Source organism: Acinetobacter chengduensis (assembly GCF_003664645.1).
GTDB classification, from domain to species: domain Bacteria; phylum Pseudomonadota; class Gammaproteobacteria; order Pseudomonadales; family Moraxellaceae; genus Acinetobacter; species Acinetobacter chengduensis.
Map to the genome: position 1 here is coordinate 17676 of NZ_RCHC01000020.1, position 25909 is coordinate 43584.

Consider the following 25909-nt stretch of genomic DNA (forward strand, 5'->3'; position numbering starts at 1 on the left):
ACCATAAAGTTCTACAGATTTAATCTATCAGCTATTTCTATATTCAGCACAATTAGGCTAAAAATATGCAAGTTAATTTCTGGCAAAAATTCCATATTCTGCGACCTACAAATTTGATAAATTCTTGACGTAAGATTTATTTTTTGTTTAATTAGACATCAAGTTCCAAAAAGAAACTTATAAAAGCTAGGTATAAAAAATGAATCCTAAAGAAATGACCGGACTACAACTGTTACAAGCAATGTGTGCAGGTAAAATCCCACCAGCCAGCATTAGCGAAACCATGCCAATGCGCCCTTTTGAAGTGTCTAAAGGAAAGATTAGCTTTAAAGCCAAAGCTGACGCTCGCCATCTTAATCCGTTGGGTGGCGTGCATGGCGGTTTTGCGGCAACGGTACTTGATTCAGTTACCGGCTGTGCCATCCACTCCTTGCTAGAAGCAGGTGTCGGTTATGGCACCATTGATCTGAATATAAAAATGTGTCGCCCGATTCCTAAAGATGTTGAACTTACTGCTATCGGCACGGTGATTAATCTCAGTAAGAATTTAGGCATTTCTGAGGGAAAAATTATTGATGACGAAGGCAAACTTTATGCGCACGCCACAGCGACTTGTATGATTATTCGTAGATAATTTTTTTTGCTCGTATGATGTATGCGAGCAAAAAACAGCTTTTTATTTTTGAGTTTAAATCACAGAATGTAGCGCACGGTGTAACTGAATTTCAGTTAAATCAATACGATTACTACTTTTTTGAAAACAGTAATATTTAAGCGCACCGTCCAACTCTACGCTCAGTACTTTTTGTTCAGACACAGACCAAACTTTAGACCGATTTGAACCTGAAAGTGCACTACCCGCTAACTGAAATAAAAATAAATCATTCTGACGTTGTAACGGTAGACGACGACCATCATCTTTATGTTCAAAGCGCACATGACAAGCGTCATTAATCAACCATTTTTCACTAAACCACAATTGCAATAAGTCACCCAATTGCAGATCACGAGAACCTAATGGCCAGACGTTAACATACGCACCCTCTACAGGTGTTTGATATTGGGTTTGATCAGCAATAATCGACAGGTAATTGTCTTGATAGAATTGGAAGTTTGAAAAAATTTGAGAAATGCTAAGCGTATTCATTCGCTTTCTCCTATTTAGCCATTTTAGTGCTGGCAAGTTGGGTTTAAATCCACACTGTTTAAGCTTTCGCCCAAACGCTCTGTTGTTAAATTCAGACTATCAAGTGAATCTTGATTTTGCAAGCATGCATTTAACATTTCTATAAAATCCCATCCTTTTGCACAAATAAAGAACATACACATAAAATATCGCTAAAAGATGCGAATTTCTCCTTGACCCTCCTGTAAATGTCCTTATAATCGCACACAGATTCTCCCATAGCTCAGTCGGTAGAGCGACGGACTGTTAATCCGCAGGTCCCTGGTTCGAGCCCAGGTGGGAGAGCCAAATTTAAGAAAGCCCGCAGTATTAAAGCGGGCTTTTTTACGTCTCAAAAAATTGATATTCTTTTATTACTCGCCATCATTTAGAAGTGATTCCAAGCCCATTTAGAAGCTTAAAATTTCCAAGACACACCTTCCCCATAAAAACAAATAAAGCCTGACTGACGTCAGGCTTTATTTAAACTTAGCATTTAGAAATCAATTAATCGGTTACATTGAACGCCAATGTATATTTATAACGCTTGAGCTGATCACCTTTTGCCGTAAATGGTTGCTGATAATCTATAGTTAAAAGATACTGCCCTTTGTCTTTAATCACAAAATTTAAATTGCCTTTATCATCAGATTTCAAAGTTTGATAAACACGATCCGCACGCTCAAAGCCATAGCTTTGTGCTAGCACAGACACGTCTACATCTTTCGCGCCCTGAGTAGCATCTACAATTTGTAACTGAATAGGCTGATTTACTTTAAGCGCATTCGGATGACTGATAAAACGCACATCAAAACCTTCATGCACATGCTTCACAGAAACATTGGACACAGAACGACGTGAAACAAAGGTTTCTATAATCTCCTGAGTTTCCACAGTTTTAACTTTGGTATTTTTTTTCAAATCAGATTGATAGGCCACGTTCGCTTTCAATGGCTTAGTTTCATCTCGCTTTGCATGAATGAGCGCTTTCCACTGCCCATCAACCAAAGCAAAGCGCGACACAGAACCTTGTTTTAAACCACGAATGCGATAAGTACCATCTTGCTTATTTTCCAAGCTAAAACTACTCAGCGTTTGAGTTTTGGCCCAAGCATCATCTGCAATTTCAATTTTTTCACCCGCAGGTGTGTGATAGTGGAATTTAAAATTTTTAATCGCGATTTCAGACACGAAAGGATTATCATAAAAACCAGAAACTACTGCACTATGATTATTAAACGTCTGATAATTTAAAGGGGCGATATAAGGATAGTGAGCAAAACTCGCTGTAGTGAATAAGCCCAATGACAATAGTGCCCAAGGTTTCAAAAAAACATGCATAATAATTTAAATCATCAATTAATCATGGTGCTATATTAAAAACCACTGACCTAATTGTAAATGATTATCAATTTTATTTATTGTATTGGTATAAAAAATCCCCCATTTATGGAGGATTTTTTCAAATTAAGCAACCTGAACAGGCACACCACTATGGAAACGGAATAACTCATCAGGTGAACTAATCAAATTCTTCTCTACTTCACGAATATGATCAATGCGCTCCTGAATATCCTCTTTCGGATTTTTTAGCTTAGATGTTGTTGCCACATCCATTGCAAGCGACAGATAGTCCTCATAATGGCGTGATTCAGACTTAAGTAAATAACGGTAGTAACGACCCAACTCATCATCAACACGCGGTGCAAGCGCATAGAAGCGCTCACATGAGCGTGCTTCTACAAAAGCACCAATCACCAAAATATCAATTAAAGCTTCAGGTTCATAAGTACGTACTTCTTTACGCAAACCACCCGCATAACGCCCTGCACTAATCGCCGTCCACTCTTGACCACGTTTTGCCATCAACTCAAGCACTTGTTCATAATGGAGCATTTCTTCACGCACCAATTGCGCTAGTTTAATCTGTAAATCTGAGAAAAAACTATAGCGGAACATCAAATTCATTGCAGTACTTGCCGCTTTTTTCTCACAATTTGCATGATCCTGCATCAGGATATCCAAATTATCTACCGCCATATCCAACCATGCAGTTGGCGTTTCACAGCCCAAGAAGCCAATGACTGGCTTCATGAGTTCTTCATAATTAATATTCGACATTATCTTTACTATTTAATTAACGGGCAGCTTTAATCACAGCTTTCATTTGTTGTACAGCTTGTGCCAAACCTACAAATACAGCATCTGCAATGATTGAGTGGCCAATATTTAGTTCGTGAATTTGTGGGATTTTCGCAATTGGCGTAACATTATCAAGGTTTAAACCATGTCCAGCATTTACAATTAAACCCTGAGATGCTGCATATTCAGCACCCTTCACAATACGCTCTAATTCATGTTGCTGTGCTTCTGCAGTTTGCGCATCAGCATAAGCACCCGTGTGCAATTCAATGGTAGGCGCGCCACATGCAACAGCTGCATCAATTTGTGCAAAATCAGCATCAATAAATAATGACACTTCACAGCCGATTGCAGCTAATTCTTGAGTTGCTTTTTTCACATCTTCGAAATGCCCAACTACATCTAAACCGCCTTCAGTGGTTACTTCTTGGCGTTTTTCAGGCACAAAACAAACATGATGAGGCTTGATTTCCTTCGCAAAGGCAACCATTTCATCGGTTACTGCCATTTCCAAATTCATGTGTGTTTTTAATACAGGACGCATACGCCGAACATCATCATCTTGAATATGACGACGGTCTTCACGCAAATGCAAGGTAATACCTTCTGCACCTGCTTGCTCGCAAATCAGCGCCGCATTTACAGGATCTGGGTAAGTGGTGCCACGTGCTTGTCTTAAAGTCGCGACATGGTCAATATTTACACCAAGTAATGCAGCCATAATATTTTCCTAAATTACGCTTTCGTTTGAGAATTCTGTATCCAAAGCTGACGACTTTTTAAAGGTCGATCGCCCAACAAAGAGCTAATCATTTGTCGGTAAAGCTTAGAGAGTAATTGTAACTGTTCTGGATTAAAATCCATACCCTTTTCATAATCACACATAGACAGGATCTGCTGTCCACTCAATGTGGCACGACTAGCCTGCACAACAGGCATAAAGCCCGCATTTAGCTGAAATTGATAATGTTGTAGTAGCTGAATATCGGCCTGCGATGCATCAACAGAAAAGTCTAAGGGATAGCCTAATTCTTCAATCAGTTCATGTTCGAACTTTCTTAAAATTTGTCTTAAAAACTCATGTGGAGTTGCATGCTGAGCCATCTTTTGCAGATGTCCAAGCGTTTCAGCATATTGCAAAAATGTTTGAGGCATTTCTACTTCTAATGGGCAAAGCCGTAGCAAAATTTCATTGAGATAGAAACCCGCAAAAAATGCATCACCAAAAAAGAAAATCGGCTGATTTATAATTTCTAATTTTGTAAAATTTTTTAGATCAGATTTACCAGAAGCTTGTAGTGCTATTGGTTGATATTGAGGTGGTGGCGTTTGCCTAAGAATACCATCGACACGACCGTGCTCTTGTGTAAATAAATGCACAATATGACTACGTTCACGGTATTTTCTATGATGGATGAGATAACCATGCAAAATTTCATTACGCATGATTCAGGCAATTAATCCTTAGTCTTTTTGTCTTGTTCTTCGTTGCTGTCTTCTTCGCCATCTGGAATGATCGCCCCAACCACAGCAGCAGTACCTTTCACCACGCCTTTGGTTGTTTTGTATGCCACTTTAACAGGAACAGTCACAATTTTAGTAATACATCCTTGTAGTAAAAAAACACTTGCTACAATTAATACAACTTTTACCATGACCATTCCTTTTAAAGTTTAAACTTTAGATATCGCTATATCCCAAGCTTTTTAATGCGCGTTCATCATCAGACCAACCGCCTTTCACTTTAACCCAAAGTGTAAGCATGATCTTTTGCTCGAACATTTTTTCCATGTCCACACGTGCATCCATACCAATTTTTTTCAATTTCGCGCCTTTTTCACCAATTACAATGGCTTTTTGACCAGCACGATCAACAAAAATGGTCGCATCAATATAAGTACATGCCGCTTTTGGACGACCTGTCTTAGGATTAATCGTTGCTTCTTCAGTTTTAAATGATTCAATTTGAACTGTTAAATCATAAGGAAGCTCTTCACCCAATTGACGCATGATCTTTTCACGGATCACTTCAGATGCAAGGAAGCGTTCTGAACGATCTGTAATTTGATCCATTGAATACAATGGTGGTTGGAATGGCAAATACTTTTCAATCGTGTCACGAAGATGATCTAAATTTGCACCACGTAATGCAGATACAGGAACGATTTCTGCAAAATTCATGAGTTTTGCACGTTCTTGAATCAATGGTAACGCGTGGTTCTTATTTTCCAATGTATCAATTTTATTGATCACTAAAAGCACAGGCATATCTGCATTTTTAAGCTTTTCCAAAACTAAGTCATCGTTTTGAGTCCACTTATCTGCATCAATAACAAATAAAACCAAATTAACGTCACGAAGTGCAGAATGTGCTGCACGGTTCATCATTTTATTGATGGCGCGAACTTCTTTTTTATGCATCCCTGGTGTATCAACAAATACAGCCTGAGATTTTTCACGCGTATCAATACCAACGATCTTATGACGTGTAGTTTGTGGCTTGCGTGAAGTAATAGACAATTTTTGACCCAAAATATGGTTCATTAATGTCGATTTACCTACGTTTGGACGACCAACAATCGCCACAAAACCACTTTTGAAGTCTGATGGAATTTCAGTACCTTGAGCACTGAAAAACTGGCTAATTAAATCGTTACTGTCGCTTTGCGACTCGTGATCAGCATCAACGTGATCGGAATGAGTAGTCATTAAGACTTTTGCTCCAAAATTTTTAAAATATCAGCCGCCACTGCTTGTTCAGCGAAACGGCGACTTGATCCTTCACCATATTGCACAGCAATACCTTCAACAATACATTCCACTTTGAAATGCTGATTTGGGGCATCACCTTGAATATCAATGACATCGTAAACCGGGAGAGGCTTTTTACGTGCTTGTAAATATTCTTGCAATCGCGATTTAGGGTCCTTCAATTGATCTGTCGGTTCAATGTGGTCTAAATAAGGTACATACCATTTCAGCACAATTGGCTCTAAAACCTTCAGGTCTTGGCAATCTACATAGATTGCACCAATAATCGCTTCTACTGTATCTGCCAGTATAGACTCACGATGATGACCGCCAGATTTCAACTCACCCGTACTTAAAATTAAGTTTTGGCTGAGTTTTAAATCATTAGCAATTTTACCGAGTGCTTCCTGACGTACAAGCGTTGCACGCATACGCGTTAAACGGCCTTCATTTTCATCAGGATAAGCATGGTATAGATAATTGGCAATTATCATACCCAACAATGAATCGCCTAGATATTCTAAGCGCTCATAGTTGTATTTGTGGCTCACCGATCGGTGGGTCAACGCCAGTTTCAGCAACTCAGGCTGTTTAAACTGATAACCGATTCGACTCGCTAAACGGGCCTCATTTAGCTTGGACTGAGCTTTGATCAAAACGTTTCTCGAACTTTAACACAATATCTATATTCAATAAGAATGGCTTTCTTATCTCATAATCTTTATTTACTTGAATACCACTTACATTTGTGACTTGAGCAATATCTGCAAACTTAACATCACTGACATTGTTCATTGATAATCGACGATCCATCTCTTGAACAAATTTTGCGGGTGTCATATTTTTTTGCCCATTCAACAACTGCTCTTCGATTTGATTATTAATCAATCGATCATCTAAATATGGTCCCCAAACAGCAACTGCAATCTTGATGATAAATGCAATACCTATGACTGCAAATAGAATTGCAATATATGACGCCCCTTTTTGATGTCGCATTTTTATTTTCCTAATGACATATTAATCGATCACACCATTTCGACCAAATGATGGGATTTTAAAGCCAGGCTCTTTATGCATCCATTTATAGAACGCACGGCCCGTTAAGTTTTCTTCAGGTACAAAGCCCCAAAAACGACTGTCAGCACTTTGATCGCGATTATCCCCCATCGCAAAGTAATGACCTTCTGGCACTTTCACTTCCCAATATAAACCATTTTCATTGGCATACTTACCATTTTCAACATAGTTGATAAACGGCGCTTGACGTGCAACATTTACACCTTCAAGCTCACGCATGGTAAACGTATGTTTACCCAAAGTTTCTTTATGATAAATCGCTGTTGGCGTATCTAAACTATCTTTTTCACGGCTAAATTCAGTCGGAACTTTTGCAACTTTTTGGCCATTAATAATGAGCTGACCATGATCATATACAATATGATCGCCTGGTAAGCCTACAACACGCTTAATATAGCTGATCGTAGGTTGTGGTGGATAACGGAATACCACCACATCGCCACGCTCTGGCTCACCCACGTTAATAATTTTCTTATTCACGATCGGCAAACGTACGCCATACTCAAACTTGTTTACCAAAATAAAATCACCCGTTTCTAAGGTCGGTACCATAGAATCCGATGGGATATTAAACGGCTCATACAAAAATGAACGCAAGATGAGTACAACGGCTAATACAGGCCAAAAATCATAAGCCCATGTAATGATGACATTTTCATTACCCTTGCCCTTGGTTTGTCTTTGCTTCCAAACCAGTTTATCTAGTAGCCACACCAAGAAGAAAATGAGTGTAACTGGTACAAGGATTAAATTAAAATCAAAATCCATGAGCTAAATGACCTCTGTCTTTATTATCTTTCTACTTTCAATACTGCAAGGAACGCTTCTTGTGGGATTTCAACGCTACCCACTTGTTTCATACGTTTCTTACCTTCTTTCTGCTTCGATAAAAGCTTTTTCTTACGTGATACGTCGCCGCCATAACATTTCGCCAATACGTTTTTACGCATTGCTTTCACTGTCGAGCGGGCAATGATTTGAGCACCAATGGCAGCTTGGATTGCCACATCAAACATTTGACGTGGAATCAAGTCTTTCATTTTCTCGACCAATGCAATACCACGATGACGTGCATCTTGACGATGGCAAATCATTGCTAAAGCATCTACCTTGTCACCATTAATTAACACATCAACCTTAACCAAAGATGAAGACTCGAAACGAACAAAGTTATAATCGAGTGATGCAAAACCACGTGAGCATGACTTCAACTTATCAAAGAAGTCCATGACCACTTCAGCCATCGGAATTTCAAAGGTAATGGACACTTGGTTAGCCATAAACTTCATATCTTTTTGCACACCACGGCGCTCTACACATAGTGTCATCACATTCCCCAAGTACTCTTGTGGAACTAAAATATGACATTCTGCAATTGGTTCACGTAGGTCTTCTACAGTTGAGCCATCTGGCATTTTAGATGGGCTATCAATGTAAATAGTTTGACCATTTTTCATTACCGCTTCATAAATTACCGTTGGCGCTGAAGAAATCAGATCCAAATCGTACTCACGCTCTAAACGCTCTTGTACGATTTCCATGTGCAACATACCTAAGAAGCCACAACGGAAACCAAAACCTAAAGCATCTGAGCTTTCTGGTTCAAAAAACAACGCAGAGTCGTTAATTTGTAGCTTATGCAAAGCTTCACGGAACGGTTCAAATTCGCTTGCATCAATTGGGAATAATCCTGCATAAACCTGCGGTTTAACCTTTTTGAAACCTGGCAAAATTTCAACATCTGGTGTGCTTGCTAAAGTGATCGTATCACCTACTGGTGCACCAAAAATGTCTTTAATACCTGCAATGACGAAACCAACTTCACCCGCTTCTAGAATGTCAGTTTCTGTATGCTTCGGATTAAATACACCTACAGACGTAATAATGTGCGTTTGGCCTGTTGATTTCATCAACATTTTGTCGCCTTTACGCACACGACCTTCTTTAATTCGTACCAGCGATACCACACCTAAGTAGTTATCAAACCAAGAGTCAATGATCAATGCTTGTAATGGTGCATTGCGATTACCCTGAGGCGCAGGAATGACATCAACCAGTCGTTCAAGAACGCCTTCAATACCTAAACCAGTTTTCGCTGAACATGTAGGTGCATCTGTTGCTTCTACACCAATAATATCTTCAATTTCTTGAATTACGCGCTCAGGCTCTGCCTGTGGTAAATCAATTTTATTTAATACTGGAAGAACTTCCAACCCTTGCTCAATTGCGGTATAGCAGTTTGCTACTGACTGTGCTTCTACGCCTTGTGCTGCATCTACAACCAACAATGCACCTTCACACGCCGCAAGAGAACGTGAAACTTCATACGAGAAATCCACGTGCCCCGGTGTGTCAATAAAGTTCAGCTGGTATTCTTCGCCATTTGGGTGCGTGTAGTACAAGGTAACTGAGGCTGCTTTAATGGTAATACCACGCTCACGCTCAAGCTCCATAGAATCGAGCACTTGCGCTTGCATTTCTCGATCTTGTAAACCGCCACAAGTTTGAATAAACCGATCGGCAAGTGTCGACTTACCATGGTCGATATGCGCAATAATCGAGAAGTTACGAATGTTTTTAATATCAACAGATTTTTTAGCTTGCGCCATGGGCTACCTTGAACAAAATAAAACGCTATGCATTAAATCTCATGCATAACAAAAGCCGAATAGAAATTGCCGTGGATTATAGCAGATGGTTTTTTTAAAGTATCGAAAATAATGAACTCGTTTGCGTGCATTCATCATGACGCTAAAGTCTAAACCTAGCTTGTCACTTGCTCTGCTATATCATCTGCATGGTATTGCTGAAAATCCATTGGATTTTGGCTGGCATCTACAGGTTGATAGGCTTGAGTAAATGTCGGCGATAATCGTTTTGGACGACCTGTAGCAATTTCAATACACGCCCACTGTGTATTGCCCATAAATAAAATTGCACGATCTTTCGGTCGATAGAATGCATACTGACGATATGAATACAACGCATTAATATCGCTGAGCCAAGTTCTTAAAATAATTTCATCACCTAACATCGCAGCTTTACGATATTGCACATGATGCTCTACTGCCACCATGGCATGTTTTAGAGCCAAATACTCATTTAAGCCCAGACCCAATGCTTCAATATGCGCAGTTGCCACATCTTGCATCCAACTGACATACACCACATTGTTGACGTGACCCAATACATCGATGTGTTCTGGCTGTACCGTAAGTTTCAAATCAAATGGGGTGCTCATGCTGGCCTACATTTTTCACTTTTAAGAGATCTACAGTCTACGGTAAAACGTCATGAGGTAAATGACCAAATGTTAAAAAAAACCGCTTCTCTCGAAACGGTTTTTTCATGCACATCAATTCATAGCGAGCTAGTTATTGAATACGCATACCTACAATTGCACGCTGTCCTTCACGAATAATCGCAACTCGAGCAATCGTGCCCTTCTTCAACTCCGAAACAGCCGATACAAACTCATTGGCATTATTAATAGTTTTATTGTTCAGTTGTGTCACCACATCACCTGGCAAAATTTTCGCTTGTGCTGCAACCCCATCACGTAAAACATCTTGTATTAAAACACCGCCTTTAATCTGTAAACGATTTAGTTCGGCTTCAGTTAAGTTGCGAATACTCACACCCAACACAGGGCCTTTGCTCGCAGTCACCTTATTTTGCGCTTGTGCAGGTGTATCATCTGGTGCAACTACCAAAGTTGCACTGATATTACGGCGCGCATCATCGCGTAAGATTTCCAACTTAATGGTTTGGTTTGGCACTGAACGGTTCAAATGATTTAATAATTCAGAGGTTCTTGAAATTGGTGCACCATCTAATTTCAATATCACATCACCTGCTTTTAAGCCTGCTTTTGCAGCTGGCGAATTAGGTGTAACTTGAGTAATTAAAGAACCTTCTGGCTTAGACAAGTTATAAGACTCTGCCAAATTACGGTCGATGTCTTGCAAACTCACCCCTAAATAAGTTCGCGTAACCTTACCATTCTTTTTCAATTGATCTGCCACATCCATAGCAACATCAATTGGGATAGAGAATGACAAGCCCATATAACCGCCTGTACCACTAAAAATACGCGAGTTAACGCCAACCACTTCACCACGCTGATTAAACAATGGTCCACCCGAATTACCAGGATTTAGTGCGACATCGGTTTGAATAAACGGTACTGAGGTTTCACCCATCATATTGCGCATTTTGGCACTGACAATACCTGCCGATGCTGAGTAGTCAAAACCAAATGGTGAACCAATTGCTAAAACAGGCTCACCCACTCTTAACTGGTCAACATTTCCTGTACGGAGTTCAGGAAAGTTTGTGCCTGTAACTTTTAACAATGCAACGTCTGTACGCTCATCACTACCAACTACTTTGGCATCAATTTCACGGCGGTCATTCAACACAATTGTCACTTTAGATGCATCTTCCACCACATGGTGGTTCGTCAGTAAATAACCATCTTTACTAATAAAAAACGCACTACCATAAGCGGTTTTTTCTTGTGGCATACGTTGCTGAGGAATAATGACTTGATTACCAAAAAAACGTTTCAAAATTTCTGGGACTTGCTGTTGTAGTAGTTCTTCTTGACTCAGCTTTTTAACTACGTTAACACTGACCACCGCAGGACTGACCTGCTCTACCAAATTGGAAAAATCGACAGGTGCGGCCGCCTCAACTTGTGTCGCAGCTACAGTGAATACTGCAGCATATAATCCTTTTTGTAGGTATTGGTTTTTCATAACAAGTAATCACCCATTTTTGTTGAAGTTTTGAAATACAATAGTTTTTATCACAAAGCAAACACTTCATTCGTAACAATATGTTTAGATATACATCTAATAAATAACTGCTTAATTATTCCTTAAAAATGCACGGGGTATGAATAATATTCATCATTTTTCAACCAACAAAGGCTTGCCTTTTGTTAAAAAAAGCGCTGTTATTACCAAACTTTTTTCAAATTAGCTTAATGCACATGCCTAATTTAGAAACAACTCATCATTTCGACGTGATTATTGTGGGTAGCGGTGGTGCTGGCCTGAGTTTAGCTCTGTCATTACCCACACACTTCAACATTGCAGTTTTAGCGAAGTCTAGCCTGACCGATGCCAGTACTTATTACGCACAAGGTGGTGTTGCTGCAGTACTCGATAAAACCGATTCAATAGAACAACATATTGATGACACCATGATTGCTGGTGCGTACTTATGTGAACGGGATGCTGTCAAACAGACGGTTGAAGGCGGTAAACCCTCTGTCGATTTTCTACTCGATCACGGTGTGCAATTTACTCTAGATCAGGATGAACAATTACATTTAACCCGTGAAGGTGGGCACTCACAGCGTCGAATTATTCACGCTGCAGATGCAACGGGCCGCGCAATCTCGACTACGCTGGTACAACGTGCACAAGAAAAACAAAATATTCAAATTTTTGAAAACTATATCGCTATTGATTTAATCACCTCACAAAAACTTGGTCTTGAAGGTAAGCATCGCGCTTTAGGCTTATATGCTTTAGATGAAAACAACAATCAAGTTCATACTTTCCTTGCACCATTTACCGCACTGGCATGTGGTGGTGCCATGAAAGCTTATTTGTATACATCAAATCCCGATATTGCGACTGGCGATGGTATTGCAATGGCATATCGCGCGGGTTGTCGCGTGGCAAATATGGAATTTAACCAATTCCATCCGACTTGCTTATACCACCCTCAAGCGCGTTCTTTTTTAATTACAGAAGCGATGCGTGGTGAAGGTGCATATTTACGTCTTCCAGATGGCGAACGCTTTATGCTCCGTTTTGATGAACGTGCTGAGCTTGCCCCACGTGATATTGTTGCACGTGCAATCGATTATGAAATTAAGCGCTTAGGCATACGTCATGTATGGCTCGACATTAGCCATAAGCCTGCTTCTTTTGTAAAAGAACACTTCCCGACACTCTATGAGCGTTTATTGGAATTAGGCATCGACATTACGACAGATATGATTCCAGTAGTGCCTGCCGCACACTATACCTGTGGCGGTGTGGTGGTCGATGAAAACAGTGAAACCGATATTGTAGGCTTATATGCCATTGGTGAGACCTCATATACAGGCTTACACGGTGCTAACCGTATGGCGAGTAACTCACTTTTAGAATGTTTTGTCTATGGTATGGCCGCAGCTAAGCATATTGAAACCCACCTACAAGCAGATTATGTATCTCCTGTTGTTCCTGCTTGGGATGATTCACAAGTGACCAATCCAGATGAAGATGTCGTGATCTTGCAAAACTGGGACGAACTACGTCAAACCATGTGGAATTATGTGGGTATTGTACGTACCACCAAGCGATTACAACGTGCTTTGCACCGTATAGAAATGCTTAACCGTGAAATCACTGAGTACTATCAAGATTATCAAGTCAGTAAAAATTTAATTGAATTGCGTAATTTGGTTTTAGTTTCAGAAATGATTGTACGTTGTGCAATGGAACGTAAAGAATCTCGTGGTTTACACTTTACACTCGACTATCCAGAACTTGCGCCTGAATTACGCAAAACCGTATTAGCCCCACCTAATTTTCAAGTGGATTGTCCACTGGTGAATGAAGGCTAACTAACACCCTTTATACAACAACAATGCATCAGGCTGTAGCTCAATACAGCCTGATGTACATATAGGCTCAGCTATTTATCCTTCACCCATTCCATAGGCTTGTTGAGCCGCCTTAAACGTCAATAAGTGCAATTCGACTAAATCTTCTAATTTTTGATAGCCTCCTGCCAGCACAAACATCGTGGCAATTTGGCTACGCTTTGCCAGTTTAAATACCATCTCTTCACGCTTTTGAAGCAGTTCTCTACTTAACCATGAAGAACCAAATGGATCTGCTTGATGGCAATCCATTCCTGCCTGATACACAATTAAATCTGCCCCCCAATCTTTTGCCATTTGAAAAGCTTCATGAACTGCGATGGTATATTGTGCAAAATTACCCTTATCTTTATGTACATGGCGTGTGACTGAACGTGGGTAGGTTGGGCAACCAAAAATTAAGCCATAAATACTAAAATTAAATAGATTGCTGAAACGTCGCGTAAATTCGGCGGTACCATCCCCTCCGTGCTGATCACAATCTAAAACAAATATTTTTTTATTGGGGAACTGCTGTGCAATAAGTGCCAGACCATTGAAAGTACAAAATGACCCACCAAATTCAGGCATTGCATGATGAAAACCTTGTGCAATATTGGCTGCAATGCCATTTTTCCATGCCAGTTCTGCAGCTAAAATCTGTCCTGCATTAATGCTGAGCACCGCATCGCGCAACTGTATATTCCAAGGTTTAAAGCCAGACATTGTGGCTAATTTTTCTGGTGTACCTGTATTAAATGCATCTACATAACTGGGCTCATGTATCTGTTTTAAAATTTCGATATCCAACACTTCTGGTTTGTGGAAACGAATACTGCCCCATGTACTTAAGGCATCTGCAACCGCTTTAAGCTTTTCCATACTATTGGTATGTGTACGTGCCACATATTGAGATGAATAGCAGACATCTAACATTAAAATTATTCCAATTGTGCTAAAGCAACATCCATTAATTGTTGTAATTCAGTGGTGCCTGGGCTAAACAGTCCATTGGCCACTTGCTGTTCAAAGTGCGTACTAAATGCTCGTTTTCGATGTGCTGGCGAGACCGCTAAGGTTGTTAATCTTAAAAACCAAAAACCATCTACGGCATTATGTGGAATGACGTAACCGCTATATTGTTGGTTGGGAATTTTTTGTGCAACCTGTTCAATATCATAATCTACAGAAAATAAAGACCCTGCAGGTAGACGAACACCATTCATAATCACAGGACGCAGACTAATACACGAGTGATTATCTCCCATATTCATCTTTTCCATTAATAAGGGTTCCCCCAGTTCATCAATAAAAATATTAATTTCGCCCTGCCTTAATACTCTACGATGTGCAATTTTAAGAAAGAAATTCTCTGCCATCGGGCAAGAACCTACTTTAGGTTTTTCAATTCGATTTTTTAATTCAACCACGCCTGTTTCATCTCGGGTTTTGGGCAAAATGACGTCTTCAATTAAGTCACAAATAAGCTTACTTTCTTCTAGTTGTGCGTGATTACTCAGTCCACGTAATGCATATTGCCGTTGGTATTCTGCTTGTAATTGTTGTTTATAATCTGAGTCTGGCGCATTTGCTAAGAACTCTTGCACTTGTACATTTTGATCAAGATTATGCCAATCCGGTACGTCTAGCTGATAAGAACTACTTTGATCTTTTAACTGGCGAAAGTTTTTAGCTTCCCAAGCTTCAAATAACTTTAAATCCTGATAGTCCGTGGCATCTCGGATGGTATTTACATATTCTGCCAACACACGTGTAGCCTGAGTGTAGCCACAACCACGACGTTCACTCTGATGTAAGTAATGCTCATTGAGCATTTCACTGAGTTTTACAGACAAAGGATGTACCCGAGAAGTAAATATTTGGAGGACTTCATGATCTTTATCTGTCATTTTATGATTCCTGTCTAGCTGTTTTAATTATATTTTTTTAAGCCTTAAGCAATATAAGTATTTTGTATATAAGTATTTTTTCCCGCACATCAACAAACATAAAAATTAAAAAATGCCATGAAGTTGGCATTTATATTCGACAGATGGTAGCACTTATCCTTCGTTTGAAATATCAATTTACTCAGGCAAGCGTTGTGGCGGAATTGAATAGGTACCTGTGACGTGTGCCACAGGGTCTTCTGAATTTACAGAATAAATCCAAACTTCCCCTACGACCAACACTTTACCTACTTTAATTAAACGGCATTCAGCCCGTAAATTTAAACCACCTGAAGGTTTACGTAAAAAATTGATATTCATATTGGTGGTCACAGCCATGCCCACTAAACCAATTTCACCCAAAATTGCCACATACATGGCAAGATCTGCCAAGGCCATCATGGTAGGGCCAGAAATCGTTCCACCTGGACGAATATCAATACTGCTGACTTTCCAGAGCACAGTTGATGTACGATCATCTACAGCCAATATCTCACAATTTTCCAAACTTGGCGGATACACCGATGCTAAAAATTGAACGACATCTTGTAATTTGTCAGACATAAAAAATCATCCATTATTTTGTAATGGATGATTTTTAAAGTAATTTGATAATGAAAACTATGACCATTTGGACAAGCGTAATAAATTTATTTATCCACTCACGCCTGTATTGTTCATACGCCGTCACATATCTCAGACAAACTTATAAATAGTTCATTGCCTGTGTAAAAACCTGCTCAGGGCTTTGTGTTGCATCTAAACGCTTCACACGCGTTGGTTCACGTGACTCTAAGCTTGCATAACCTGATCTTACTTTCTCAAAGAAAGTAACTTTCTCTTGCTCAAAGCGATCAAGTGCCCCACGTGCTCTTGCACGATCCATACCCAATTCAATAGGCGCATCTAACCAAAATGTCACATCAGGCATACGACTAACAAAATGTTCATTTAACATGTTTAATTTTCTTTCGCTCAAACCACGGCCAGCACATTGATAGGCAAAACTGGCATCGGTAAAACGGTCACAAAGTACAATTTTCCCTGCATCTAATGCAGGTACAATCACCTCTGCAAGATGCTGTGCGCGTGCCGCATAAATGAGTAACAGCTCAGTATCATTACACATCTGCTCTTCATGATTAACAGCCAATAATAAACCACGAATCTGTTCGGCCATAGGTGTACCCCCTGGCTCACGGGTAAGTACAACATCTTGAGCTTTGCTTTGAAAATGCTCATAAATTTTACGGATGAGCGTGGTTTTACCAACCCCTTCAGTACCTTCAAAACTGATAAACATGCTCACTCCTTATTTCTTTGAACGTATTACAGCAAGATATTCTTGCACTGCACGATTATGATCTTGCAGATTTGCAGTAAATTTATGCCCGCCATTTCCTGTTGCAACAAAGTAAATATTGTCAGCAGCATCCGGGTGCATGGCAGCCTCTATTGCTTTTTTACTTGGCAAAGCAATAGGTGTTGGCGGTAAACCACTCATGGTATAGGTATTATACGGCGTTGGGGTACGCAAATCCTGACGGGTAATATTTCCTGTATATTTATCGCCCATACCATAAATAACAGTTGGGTCAGTTTGTAAGCGCATACCTAATTTCAAACGGCGCACAAATACGCCTGAAACTTGTTCTAATTCACTGTCGAGGCTGGTTTCTTTTTCAATAATTGATGCCATTACCAACGCTTCATATTTATCTTTATATGGCAAATCCGTCGCGCGGTTTGCCCAAGCCTGATCCAAAGCTTTCATTTGGCGTGTATATAAGTCTTTTAAAATCTTTTTATCCGACTCACCTTTTGCAAAGAAATAAGTATCTGGTGCAAATAATCCTTCAGGATGCTCAAAAGGGATATCTAAAGCTTTTAAAAGTTCAGATTGAGATAAATGCGAAACATCGTGTTGCACCAAAGGGTCTTTTTTCAGTGCTTCAATCAATTGTTTAAATGTCGTGCCTTCAATCACTAAAATACGATTCATTTGGGCATTATCAACATTCGAAATCATTTGCATCACTTCACGAATACTCATGCCTTCACGCACTTCGTATACACCCGCTTTTAAGCTGTCGTGAATCATCAATTTTTGATACAGCTTGAGCACAACAGGAAAACTGGCTTTATCTTCCTTCACCAATCGGTCAATAAAACCTGAGTAAGTATCGCCCTGGCCAATGGCCAGCATCTGCTTTTTACCCTCAATCGGATAAGACTTAAACAAACTCGACCACAGAACAACACAGAGCATCACAACCACGAGCAAAAGCACAAATAAGATAGCTTTTGGCTTTTTAGAAACAGGTTGCGACTTTTTGTTTTTAGATTTTGGCTTAGCGGAGGACATATTAATGAATCTGATTTAATTGAAGACTATGAAACAATTCAGTACAGGCCTGAACATCTAAAGGTTTCTCATTTAAGTGTGAAACAATTTTCATCGGGTGCAAAGCATTGCAAAAAAATAGGCTCTGAATGTTAGGGATATCATCCATGTCTATAGCGCCTTGTGCACATGTAATTCCCGACTGTTGCATGCGTGTTAATATTGTCGCCCGCATGACACCATGTACACCATTATAACGAAGTTCTGGCGTAATCCATGAATCGTTTATGCGAATAAAACAATTACTGCTTACGCCTTCAACAATTTTACCTTGAATGTCTAAAACGAGTGCTTCACTCCACGTTTTTTGATCAGCTTCTTGTTTGAGCATGACTTGCTCTAAGCGGTTTAAAGTTTTAAGACCTACTAAATTCGGCATACTCAGACCAATGGCCTGCTCCAGCACACCACTTTGAATTACATCATACTTAAAATCGACGTGTGCCTGAGGATAGTAAAATACCCATACATCTGCACCATGTTGTGGCCAGCTATAACCGCGCTGACCTTCTCCACGGCTCAATACAATTTTGACCGTGCCTGTTGCTTGTTCATCTGCCTGAGCAATCAACTGCAAGGTTTTTAAAATATGTGATAAATCTGCATGTAGGCCTAATCGTTCATTGGCATGCTGCAAACGTGCCCAATGTAAGTCGTGCAGTTCAAGTCGACCATCGCGTAAGCGTGCGGTACTAAAGCAACCATCGCCATAATGAAAAGCACGATCTGACAAAGCAATCGTTGCCTGTTCTGCCCCATTTTTAAAACACAGCATGCAGTATTCCCCTGCTTCATCCAGCTAATGTGTGAATAGTTTAAAAATAGTCGGGCATAATTCCTAGCATTTATTGGTATTGCATTTATTGGTATTGCATTTTTACAGATATCAAATGCATTTCTTATTATTTTTTATAAAAACAATGTGCAGATATTCTGCACCCAAGCTATCTGATAAATCAAAATCCAAAGGATAAATAATCATGCGTACACTTAAAATTGGGGTATTAGCTGCACTCATCTCAGCAACATCTTTTAGCGCTTTAGCAAAAGACTTTCTCAACGTTTCGTATGACCCGACACGTGAACTCTACGACAACTTTAACAAAGACTTTGGCGAATATTGGAAAAAGAAAACAGGCCAAGATATTAACTATAAGCAATCACATGGTGGTTCTGGTAAACAAGCTCGTTCTGTCATTGACGGTTTGGGTGCTGACGTGGTGACTTTGGCACTGGCTGCCGATATTGATGCCATTGCTGAAAACTCAAATTTACTGCCTAAAGATTGGCAAAAGAAATTCCCAAATAACTCAACGCCATATACATCAACAATTGTATTTTTAGTACGCAAAGGTAATCCTAAAGGCATTAAAGACTGGGGTGATTTGGTTAAAAATGACGTCGCGATTATTACCCCTAACCCAAAAACTTCGGGTGGCGCACGCTGGAACTACTTAGCCGCTTGGGCATGGGCGAAACATCAAGCGGGTGGTAATGACGCAAAAGCACAAGAGTTTGTTCGTCAAATTTATAAAAACACCAAAGTACTCGACTCAGGTGCACGTGGTGCAACCACAACTTTTGCTGAACGTGGCATTGGTGATGTGCTACTGGCTTGGGAAAATGAAGCTTTCCTAGCAATACGTGAACAACCAGGCAAGTTTGAAATCATAACGCCGTCATTGTCTATTTTGGCTGAGCCACCAGTGGCCATTGTAGAGAAAAATGCAGAAAAAGATGGCAATCTGAATCTAGCTAAAGCTTATTTGAACTATTTATATTCTCCAGCAGGTCAAACCATTGCGGCCAATAATTATTATCGCCCACGTAATAGTGCGGTTGCAGCCAAATACACCTCTGTATTTAAACCTTTAAAACTGGTGACCATTGATAAAGAATTTGGTGGCTGGTCTAAAGTACAGAAAAAGCACTTTGATAATGGCGGTATATTTGACCAAATTGTAAAAGCCAACAGTGCAAAATAAGCCTGATTCTATATTCACAAGCTTATTTTAAGAGCAAACATCAGCAATCTTCGGATTGCTGTTTTTGTTTATGATCGTGTCAATCTACTTATCTCATAATTTCATATTAAATTCATTTTTTATTATTTTTTATGCATAAAGATTAGCGCTATTCTTCCAAGCATTGATAAACATTCAAAAATTTGAGGTCTGTATGCGCTTTTCAGCACAATTGAAACTTGGGGTAATCGCCCTCGCAGTATCAACATTTTCTTTAGGTGCTGTTGCCAAAGACTTTTTAAATGTTTCTTATGATCCTACACGTGAATTATATGAAGCAGTAAACAAAGACTTTGGTAAATATTGGGAAAGCCGTACAGGACAAAAAATTAACTTTAAACAATCACACGGTGGCTCAGGTAAACAAGCACGTGCTGTCATTGATGGTCTCGATGCTGATGTCGTCACCTTAGCTTTAGCTGCCGACATTGACGTGATTGCAGAAAAAACCAAGATTTTACCAAAAGACTGGCAAAAAAAATTACCGAATAATGCGACCCCTTATACCTCAACAATTGTGTTTTTGGTCCGTAAAGGCAACCCAAAACATATTAAAGATTGGGGCGATCTTGTTAAACCTAATGTAGGGATCATTACCCCTAACCCGAAAACTTCGGGTGGCGCACGCTGGAACTACTTAGCCGCTTGGGCATGGGCAAAACATCAAGCGGGTGGTAATGACGCAAAAGCACAAGAATTTGTGCGTCAAATTTATAAAAACACCAAAGTACTCGACTCAGGTGCACGTGGTGCAACCACAACTTTTGCTGAACGTGGCATTGGTGATGTGTTACTGGCTTGGGAAAACGAAGCACACTTAGCTATCCGTGAACAGCCTGGCAAGTTTGAAATCGTAACGCCGTCTTTGTCTATTTTGGCTGAACCACCTGTTGCAATTGCTGAAAAAAATGCTGAGAAAAAAGGCAACACATATTTAGCACAAGGTTATTTAAATTTCTTGTACTCACCACGTGGACAACAACTGGCAGCAGAAAATTTCTACCGCCCACGTAATGAAAAAACTTTAGCGCAATACCGTCATGTATTTAAACCACTCAAATTGGTCACGATTGATCAAGAATTTGGGGGCTGGGACAAAGTACAAAAAGCCCACTTTGATAATGGCGGTATCTTTGACCAAATCGTAAAAGCGAATAACGGAAAATAATTCCATTACCGTAAAAGGAGTATAGACATGACGCATACTGTAATTGTTCCTGGTGTAGGCGGTAGTGAATACAATCACTGGCAGTCTTGGCTTGAACGCCAGCTCATGTCATGCTCACGTGTACAACAACAGGATTGGAATCAGCCTGTATTAAAACAGTGGATTGCGCAATTTGTGCAAACTATTGCCCCAATACAAGACCAGATTCAAATTGTTGCACACAGCTTTGGATGCTTAACCACAGTGGCGGCGCTTGCACAACACCCAGAACTCAATCAAAAAATTAAAAAATTGATTTTGGTTGCGCCAGCAAACCCTGCTCGCTTTGGTGATGCTGGTTTTGCACGTGATAGTCAAAATGATTATGAAGCTTATTTTCATCAATTAAGCATTCATGTCCCTACGACTTTAATCATTAGTGAAAATGATCCGTGGTTAGCTTTTGATGATGCGCAACGCCTTGCAAAATCTTGGCAGTTAACACCAGTGAATGCAGGACTTGCAGGACATATTAATGTTGCATCTGGTTTTGGGCCATTTCCTGAAATATTTAATTACCTCGTTTCAGAAAAAACCATGCCTTATATAAGTAAAGTTGATGAAAGCAAGTACTTTTTTAAATTTGCAATTTAGTCATCCCCACTTATGCTTGAGCCAATTTTTCATATTTTGTTGACTGACTTCAGTCAACGTTCTCTCTTTGAGGAGTAATCATGTCGCAGCGATCCCGAGTGCTGCCAGGATTTGGTCTGTCCCTAGGCTTTACCCTAGCGTATTTGTCTTTAATTGTGCTCATTCCTTTATCTGCGGTATTTATCAAATCGTTAGGTATTGGTTGGGACGGTCTTTGGGAAATTTTAAGTTCTGAGCGAATTTTAAAATCTTTACAATTAAGTTTTAGTGCTGCCATTATTGCAGCCTTAATCAATGTCGTATTTGGCTTATTGCTGGCTTGGTGTTTAGTGCGCTATACCTTCCCAGGTAAACGCATTGTTGATGCCTTAGTTGATCTACCGTTTGCATTACCTACCGCAGTTGCAGGTATTGCCCTCACATCACTTTATGCTCCAACAGGCTGGATTGGTCAGTATCTTGAACCAATTGGTATTAAAGTTGCCTATACCCCTATTGGTATTACATTGGCATTAATTTTTATTGGTATTCCTTTTGTTGTTCGTACCGTACAACCTGTACTCAGTGACTTGGAAACCGAGTTAGAAGAAGCCGCTTCTGCATTGGGTGCAAACCGTCTGCAAATTGTGACTAAAGTCATTCTGCCAATCCTATTCCCTGCGCTTATTACAGGCTTTGCACTCGCATTTGCACGTGGTGTAGGTGAATATGGTTCAGTGATTTTCATTGCTGGCAACCAGCCCTTCAAAACGGAAATTGCACCGCTGATGATCATTTCACGCTTAGAAGAATATGACTATGCAGGTGCAACTACAATTGCTGTGGTAATGCTGGTCATTTCCTTTGCCATTTTGTTCCTCATTAACTTGGTACAAGCGTGGGCGAGCCGCCGTACAGGGAGAACAGCACGATGAACGTAAACAGCAATGCTTTAGCTGAAAAATTGCAATCACGTGATGCAACACGTGAGCCGACTTGGATTCGTCGCCTGCTCATTACCATTGCTATGATTTTCTTTGTCAGCTGCTTAATGTTGCCACTGATTTTGGTCTTCGTTGAGGCCTTTAAGCAAGGGGTCGGCGTTTATTTCCAAGCCTTGGTTCATCCAGATACATTATCGGCAGTGAAATTGACTTTGCTCACCGCAGTTATTGCTGTACCGCTGAACGTGGTATTTGGTGTAGCCGCAGCTTGGTGTGTTGCGAAATTCCATTTCCGTGGCAAATCTATTTTAACCACCATTATTGATATGCCTTTTTCGGTTTCTCCTGTGATTGCAGGTTTAATGTTGGTACTCATGTTTGGTACACAAGGCTGGTTTGGTGGCTGGTTGATGGACAACGACATTAAGATTTTATATGCCGTTCCTGCGATTGTATTAGCCACAGTGTTTATTACCGTACCCTTTGTTGCCCGCGAGCTCATTCCTTTGATGGAAGCACAAGGCACCGAAGAAGAAGAAGCAGCAATTGTACTGGGTGCTTCTGGCTGGCAAACCTTTTGGAAAGTTACACTTCCAAATATCAAATGGGGCTTAATTTACGGCGTGATTCTGTGTAATGCACGCGCAATGGGTGAGTTTGGTGCGGTTTCTGTAGTCTCTGGTCATATCCGTGGCGAAACCAATACCCTGCCACTGCACGTCGAAATCCTTTATAACGAATATACCTTTAGTGCAGCCTTTGCGGTTTCTTCTCTCTTGGCATTATTGGCGATTGTGACCCTGATTTTAAAATCATGGGTTGAAATCCGCCAAGAGAAACAAGACAAACGCAATGATGATTCAACAGCTTCTTAAGGAATGACCTCATGAGTATTCAAGTAAAAAATATTGAAAAACACTTTGGTGCATTCCATGCGCTGAAAAATATTTCCCTAGATTTTCCAGATGGCCAATTGGTTGCGCTACTTGGTCCATCGGGTTGTGGTAAAACGACCCTGCTCCGTATTATTGCGGGTTTAGAATCTGCGGATGGCGGTAAAGTTATTTTAGAAGGTGAAGATGCGACCAATGTGCACGTACGTGAACGTGAAGTTGGTTTTGTATTCCAGCACTATGCGCTGTTTCGCCACATGACTGTATTTGACAATATTGCCTTTGGCTTACGTGTACGCCCACGTGCTACACGTCCTTCTGAAGCTGAAATCAAAAAACGTGTAACGCGCTTACTTGATTTGGTTCAACTTGGATTCTTGGCAGATCGTTATCCAGCACAGTTGTCTGGTGGTCAGCGTCAGCGTATCGCTTTGGCGCGCGCTTTAGCTGTCGAGCCTCGTGTATTGTTGTTAGATGAGCCTTTTGGCGCCTTAGATGCCAAGGTGCGTAAAGAACTCCGTCGTTGGTTACGTACCTTGCATGATGAATTGCATATTACCTCTATTTTCGTTACGCATGATCAGGAAGAAGCACTAGAAGTTGCTGACCAAATTATTGTAATGAATAAAGGGAACGTTGAGCAGATTGGTTCGCCACGTGAAGTTTATGAAAAACCTGCAACTCCGTTTGTGTTTGACTTTTTAGGTCAAGCCAATCGTTTTGAAGGTCAAAACAGTAACGGCATCATTCAAATTGGCGAAGACCGCATTCAATTGCCACAAGCTCAAAATGCACCACAAGGCCCAGTCATTGCCTTTGCCCGTCCAGATGAACTGCGCATTCATGCACAGCCTCAAGACAATGCTATTCAAGCAACCTTCCTACGTGAAGTTTGGATTGCTGGCAAAGTACTTGCCGAACTACAAGACCGCCAAGGTAATTTAATTGAAATTACCCTAACACAAGATGATGCCAAATTGCACCAATTCCGTCCAAATCAAACGGTTTGGTTAAGTGCAACAGCATTGCATTTATTTGAAAATCAAGTCGCATAAGACTTAAAGATGGGGCCAGGAAAGCCCCATCACTTTTGAGGTAGTCAGAATTATGAATTTCCAACAACTTAGAATTATTCGTGAAACCGTTCGACAAAGCTTTAACCTAACCGAAGCTTCGGCTGCGCTTTACACTTCACAATCTGGCGTAAGTAAACATATTAAAGATTTAGAAGATGAATTAGGCGTACAGCTTTTTATTCGTAAAGGTAAACGTCTTTTAGGCTTAACTGAGCCTGGCCAAGCTTTACTTGGCATTGTGGAACGCATGCTGGTAGATGCCGACAATATTAAACGCCTTGCCGATGACTTCAACAAAGTAGACGAAGGTACATTAACCATTGCAACCACACATACACAAGCGCGTTATGTGTTACCGCCCATTGTGAATCAATTTAAAAAAGAATTTCCAAAAGTACATTTGATTTTACAACAAGCCAGCCCAGTCGAAATTACAGAAATGCTGTTACAGGGCGAAGCAGATATTGGTATTGCGACTGAATCTCTGACTACTGAAAATAATTTAGCAAGTGTGCCTTACTATAACTGGCAGCACAGTATTATTACGCCACAAAATCACCCATTGGCCAGTCAAGACAATATTCAGATTGAAGATCTTGCCCAATATCCAATTATTACCTATCACGGTGGCTTTACAGGCCGTTCTAAAATCGACCAAGCCTTTGAAGATGCTGGACTAGATGTCGATATCGTGATGTCTGCACTCGATGCCGATGTAATTAAAACTTATGTCGAGCTCAATATGGGCGTTGGTATTGTCAACAATGTCGCTTATGACAATGAACGTGACTATCGCCTCAAGCAAATTGAAACGGATATTTTTGGTATAAACACAACATGGCTTGCAGTGCGTAAAGGTCACTTACTACGTGGCTATGGCTATGAATTTATTTCACTTTGCTCACCCGATGCAGATATTAAAGCGCTGAAACGAGTCGCTTACCCAGAAGATTAAACATCCATAACAGTACAAAAGAGGCTTCGGCCTCTTTTTTATCTTAAAAAGATTTTTTCTGCTTTTTTTACTTTACACTATGGATAAAAATCACCCAAAT

The 25909-nt window shown here is 40.2% G+C and carries 28 protein-coding genes and 1 tRNA gene; 10 read left to right on the plus strand and 19 right to left on the minus strand.

Features of this window, described 5'->3' with window-relative positions; genetic code table 11:
* The first annotated feature begins 199 nt into the window (after positions 1–199).
* Entirely contained in the window at positions 200–634 is a 435-nt protein-coding gene (locus D9K81_RS15035) for a PaaI family thioesterase (RefSeq protein ID WP_120374555.1), read from the plus strand.
* 54 nt (positions 635–688) lie between these two features.
* Here D9K81_RS15035 and D9K81_RS15040 read toward each other — a convergent pair whose 3' ends face one another.
* Complete coding sequence (locus D9K81_RS15040; RefSeq protein WP_120374554.1) at positions 689–1147, minus strand: hypothetical protein; 459 nt, start codon at positions 1145–1147, stop codon at positions 689–691.
* A 251-nt stretch (positions 1148–1398) separates the two neighbouring features.
* Here D9K81_RS15040 and D9K81_RS15045 point away from each other — a divergent pair.
* Positions 1399–1474 (plus strand) — tRNA-Asn (locus D9K81_RS15045).
* A gap of 198 nt (positions 1475–1672) precedes the next feature.
* Here D9K81_RS15045 and D9K81_RS15050 read toward each other — a convergent pair.
* The 12 genes from D9K81_RS15050 to D9K81_RS15105 all read right to left on the minus strand — a co-directional run bounded on the left by D9K81_RS15050 (position 1673) and on the right by D9K81_RS15105 (position 11898).
* On the minus strand, positions 1673–2506 hold the full coding sequence (locus D9K81_RS15050; RefSeq protein WP_120374553.1) for a DUF4198 domain-containing protein: 834 nt from the start codon (positions 2504–2506) through the stop codon (positions 1673–1675).
* A 126-nt stretch (positions 2507–2632) separates the two neighbouring features.
* Positions 2633–3286, minus strand: a complete 654-nt coding sequence (miaE, locus tag D9K81_RS15055; protein WP_120374552.1) for a tRNA-(ms[2]io[6]A)-hydroxylase — start codon at positions 3284–3286, stop codon at positions 2633–2635.
* Positions 3287–3302: 16 nt separating this feature from the next.
* A complete protein-coding gene (pdxJ, locus tag D9K81_RS15060; RefSeq protein ID WP_120374551.1) occupies positions 3303–4028 on the minus strand; it encodes a pyridoxine 5'-phosphate synthase in 726 nt (241 codons plus the stop codon).
* A gap of 14 nt (positions 4029–4042) precedes the next feature.
* Entirely contained in the window at positions 4043–4756 is a 714-nt protein-coding gene (recO, locus tag D9K81_RS15065) for a DNA repair protein RecO (RefSeq protein WP_228199828.1), read from the minus strand.
* Between the two features lie 8 nt (positions 4757–4764).
* Positions 4765–4962: an NF038104 family lipoprotein gene (locus D9K81_RS15070; RefSeq protein WP_120374549.1), complete on the minus strand. Its 198-nt coding sequence runs from the start codon at positions 4960–4962 to the stop codon at positions 4765–4767.
* A gap of 25 nt (positions 4963–4987) precedes the next feature.
* Positions 4988–6016 (minus strand): GTPase Era, encoded by a 1029-nt coding sequence (gene era / locus D9K81_RS15075; protein ID WP_120374548.1) that lies wholly within the window; start codon positions 6014–6016, stop codon positions 4988–4990.
* Positions 6016–6714, minus strand: coding sequence for a ribonuclease III (gene rnc / locus D9K81_RS15080; RefSeq protein WP_106985897.1), 699 nt, complete (start codon positions 6712–6714; stop codon positions 6016–6018). Before rnc ends, era begins: the two co-directional genes overlap by 1 nt.
* Positions 6686–7057: a DUF4845 domain-containing protein gene (locus D9K81_RS15085; protein ID WP_120374547.1), complete on the minus strand. Its 372-nt coding sequence runs from the start codon at positions 7055–7057 to the stop codon at positions 6686–6688. Before D9K81_RS15085 ends, rnc begins: the two co-directional genes overlap by 29 nt.
* Before the next feature lie 21 nt (positions 7058–7078).
* Positions 7079–7906, minus strand: a complete 828-nt coding sequence (gene lepB, locus D9K81_RS15090; RefSeq protein ID WP_120374546.1) for a signal peptidase I — start codon at positions 7904–7906, stop codon at positions 7079–7081.
* A gap of 23 nt (positions 7907–7929) precedes the next feature.
* Positions 7930–9747, minus strand: a complete 1818-nt coding sequence (lepA, locus tag D9K81_RS15095) for a translation elongation factor 4 (protein ID WP_120374545.1) — start codon at positions 9745–9747, stop codon at positions 7930–7932.
* Positions 9748–9902: 155 nt separating this feature from the next.
* Positions 9903–10379 carry an acyl-CoA thioesterase gene (locus tag D9K81_RS15100; RefSeq protein WP_120374544.1) on the minus strand — a complete coding sequence of 159 codons (477 nt, stop codon included), beginning with the start codon at positions 10377–10379 and terminating at the stop codon, positions 9903–9905.
* Between the two features lie 133 nt (positions 10380–10512).
* Positions 10513–11898, minus strand: a complete 1386-nt coding sequence (locus D9K81_RS15105) for a Do family serine endopeptidase (RefSeq protein ID WP_120374543.1) — start codon at positions 11896–11898, stop codon at positions 10513–10515.
* 230 nt (positions 11899–12128) lie between these two features.
* On the opposite strand from D9K81_RS15105, the gene nadB reads away from it, so the two are divergent.
* The gene (gene nadB / locus D9K81_RS15110; RefSeq protein ID WP_120374579.1) at positions 12129–13766 is read left to right on the plus strand and encodes an L-aspartate oxidase; all 1638 of its coding nucleotides are present in this window, start codon (positions 12129–12131) and stop codon (positions 13764–13766) included.
* A 75-nt stretch (positions 13767–13841) separates the two neighbouring features.
* Here nadB and D9K81_RS15115 read toward each other — a convergent pair whose 3' ends face one another.
* The 6 genes from D9K81_RS15115 to pabC all read right to left on the minus strand — a co-directional run bounded on the left by D9K81_RS15115 (position 13842) and on the right by pabC (position 18912).
* Positions 13842–14720 carry an arginase family protein gene (locus D9K81_RS15115; RefSeq protein ID WP_120374542.1) on the minus strand — a complete coding sequence of 293 codons (879 nt, stop codon included), beginning with the start codon at positions 14718–14720 and terminating at the stop codon, positions 13842–13844.
* A 5-nt stretch (positions 14721–14725) separates the two neighbouring features.
* On the minus strand, positions 14726–15694 hold the full coding sequence (locus D9K81_RS15120) for a hypothetical protein (protein ID WP_120374541.1): 969 nt from the start codon (positions 15692–15694) through the stop codon (positions 14726–14728).
* Positions 15695–15871: 177 nt separating this feature from the next.
* The gene (locus D9K81_RS15125; protein ID WP_120374540.1) at positions 15872–16297 is read right to left on the minus strand and encodes a PaaI family thioesterase; all 426 of its coding nucleotides are present in this window, start codon (positions 16295–16297) and stop codon (positions 15872–15874) included.
* 142 nt (positions 16298–16439) lie between these two features.
* The gene (gene tmk, locus D9K81_RS15130; RefSeq protein ID WP_120374539.1) at positions 16440–17036 is read right to left on the minus strand and encodes a dTMP kinase; all 597 of its coding nucleotides are present in this window, start codon (positions 17034–17036) and stop codon (positions 16440–16442) included.
* 9 nt (positions 17037–17045) lie between these two features.
* On the minus strand, positions 17046–18098 hold the full coding sequence (gene mltG, locus D9K81_RS15135) for an endolytic transglycosylase MltG (protein ID WP_120374538.1): 1053 nt from the start codon (positions 18096–18098) through the stop codon (positions 17046–17048).
* Position 18099: 1 nt separating this feature from the next.
* The gene (gene pabC, locus D9K81_RS15140) at positions 18100–18912 is read right to left on the minus strand and encodes an aminodeoxychorismate lyase (RefSeq protein ID WP_120374537.1); all 813 of its coding nucleotides are present in this window, start codon (positions 18910–18912) and stop codon (positions 18100–18102) included.
* 205 nt (positions 18913–19117) lie between these two features.
* Here pabC and D9K81_RS15145 point away from each other — a divergent pair, with 205 nt between their 5' ends.
* The 7 genes from D9K81_RS15145 (at position 19118) to D9K81_RS15175 (ending at position 25809) form a co-directional block, all read left to right on the plus strand.
* Positions 19118–20122, plus strand: coding sequence for a sulfate ABC transporter substrate-binding protein (locus D9K81_RS15145; RefSeq protein ID WP_171406950.1), 1005 nt, complete (start codon positions 19118–19120; stop codon positions 20120–20122).
* A gap of 193 nt (positions 20123–20315) precedes the next feature.
* The gene (locus D9K81_RS15150) at positions 20316–21329 is read left to right on the plus strand and encodes a sulfate ABC transporter substrate-binding protein (protein ID WP_120374535.1); all 1014 of its coding nucleotides are present in this window, start codon (positions 20316–20318) and stop codon (positions 21327–21329) included.
* Positions 21330–21356: 27 nt separating this feature from the next.
* Positions 21357–21962 carry an RBBP9/YdeN family alpha/beta hydrolase gene (locus D9K81_RS15155; protein WP_120374534.1) on the plus strand — a complete coding sequence of 202 codons (606 nt, stop codon included), beginning with the start codon at positions 21357–21359 and terminating at the stop codon, positions 21960–21962.
* Between the two features lie 80 nt (positions 21963–22042).
* Entirely contained in the window at positions 22043–22876 is an 834-nt protein-coding gene (gene cysT / locus D9K81_RS15160) for a sulfate ABC transporter permease subunit CysT (RefSeq protein ID WP_106985913.1), read from the plus strand.
* On the plus strand, positions 22873–23760 hold the full coding sequence (gene cysW, locus D9K81_RS15165; protein ID WP_120374533.1) for a sulfate ABC transporter permease subunit CysW: 888 nt from the start codon (positions 22873–22875) through the stop codon (positions 23758–23760). The genes cysT and cysW overlap by 4 nt, the downstream gene beginning before the upstream one ends.
* A gap of 11 nt (positions 23761–23771) precedes the next feature.
* Positions 23772–24833 (plus strand): sulfate/molybdate ABC transporter ATP-binding protein, encoded by a 1062-nt coding sequence (locus D9K81_RS15170; RefSeq protein WP_120374532.1) that lies wholly within the window; start codon positions 23772–23774, stop codon positions 24831–24833.
* A 52-nt stretch (positions 24834–24885) separates the two neighbouring features.
* The gene (locus D9K81_RS15175) at positions 24886–25809 is read left to right on the plus strand and encodes a CysB family HTH-type transcriptional regulator (protein ID WP_120374531.1); all 924 of its coding nucleotides are present in this window, start codon (positions 24886–24888) and stop codon (positions 25807–25809) included.
* Positions 25810–25909 lie beyond the last annotated feature (100 nt).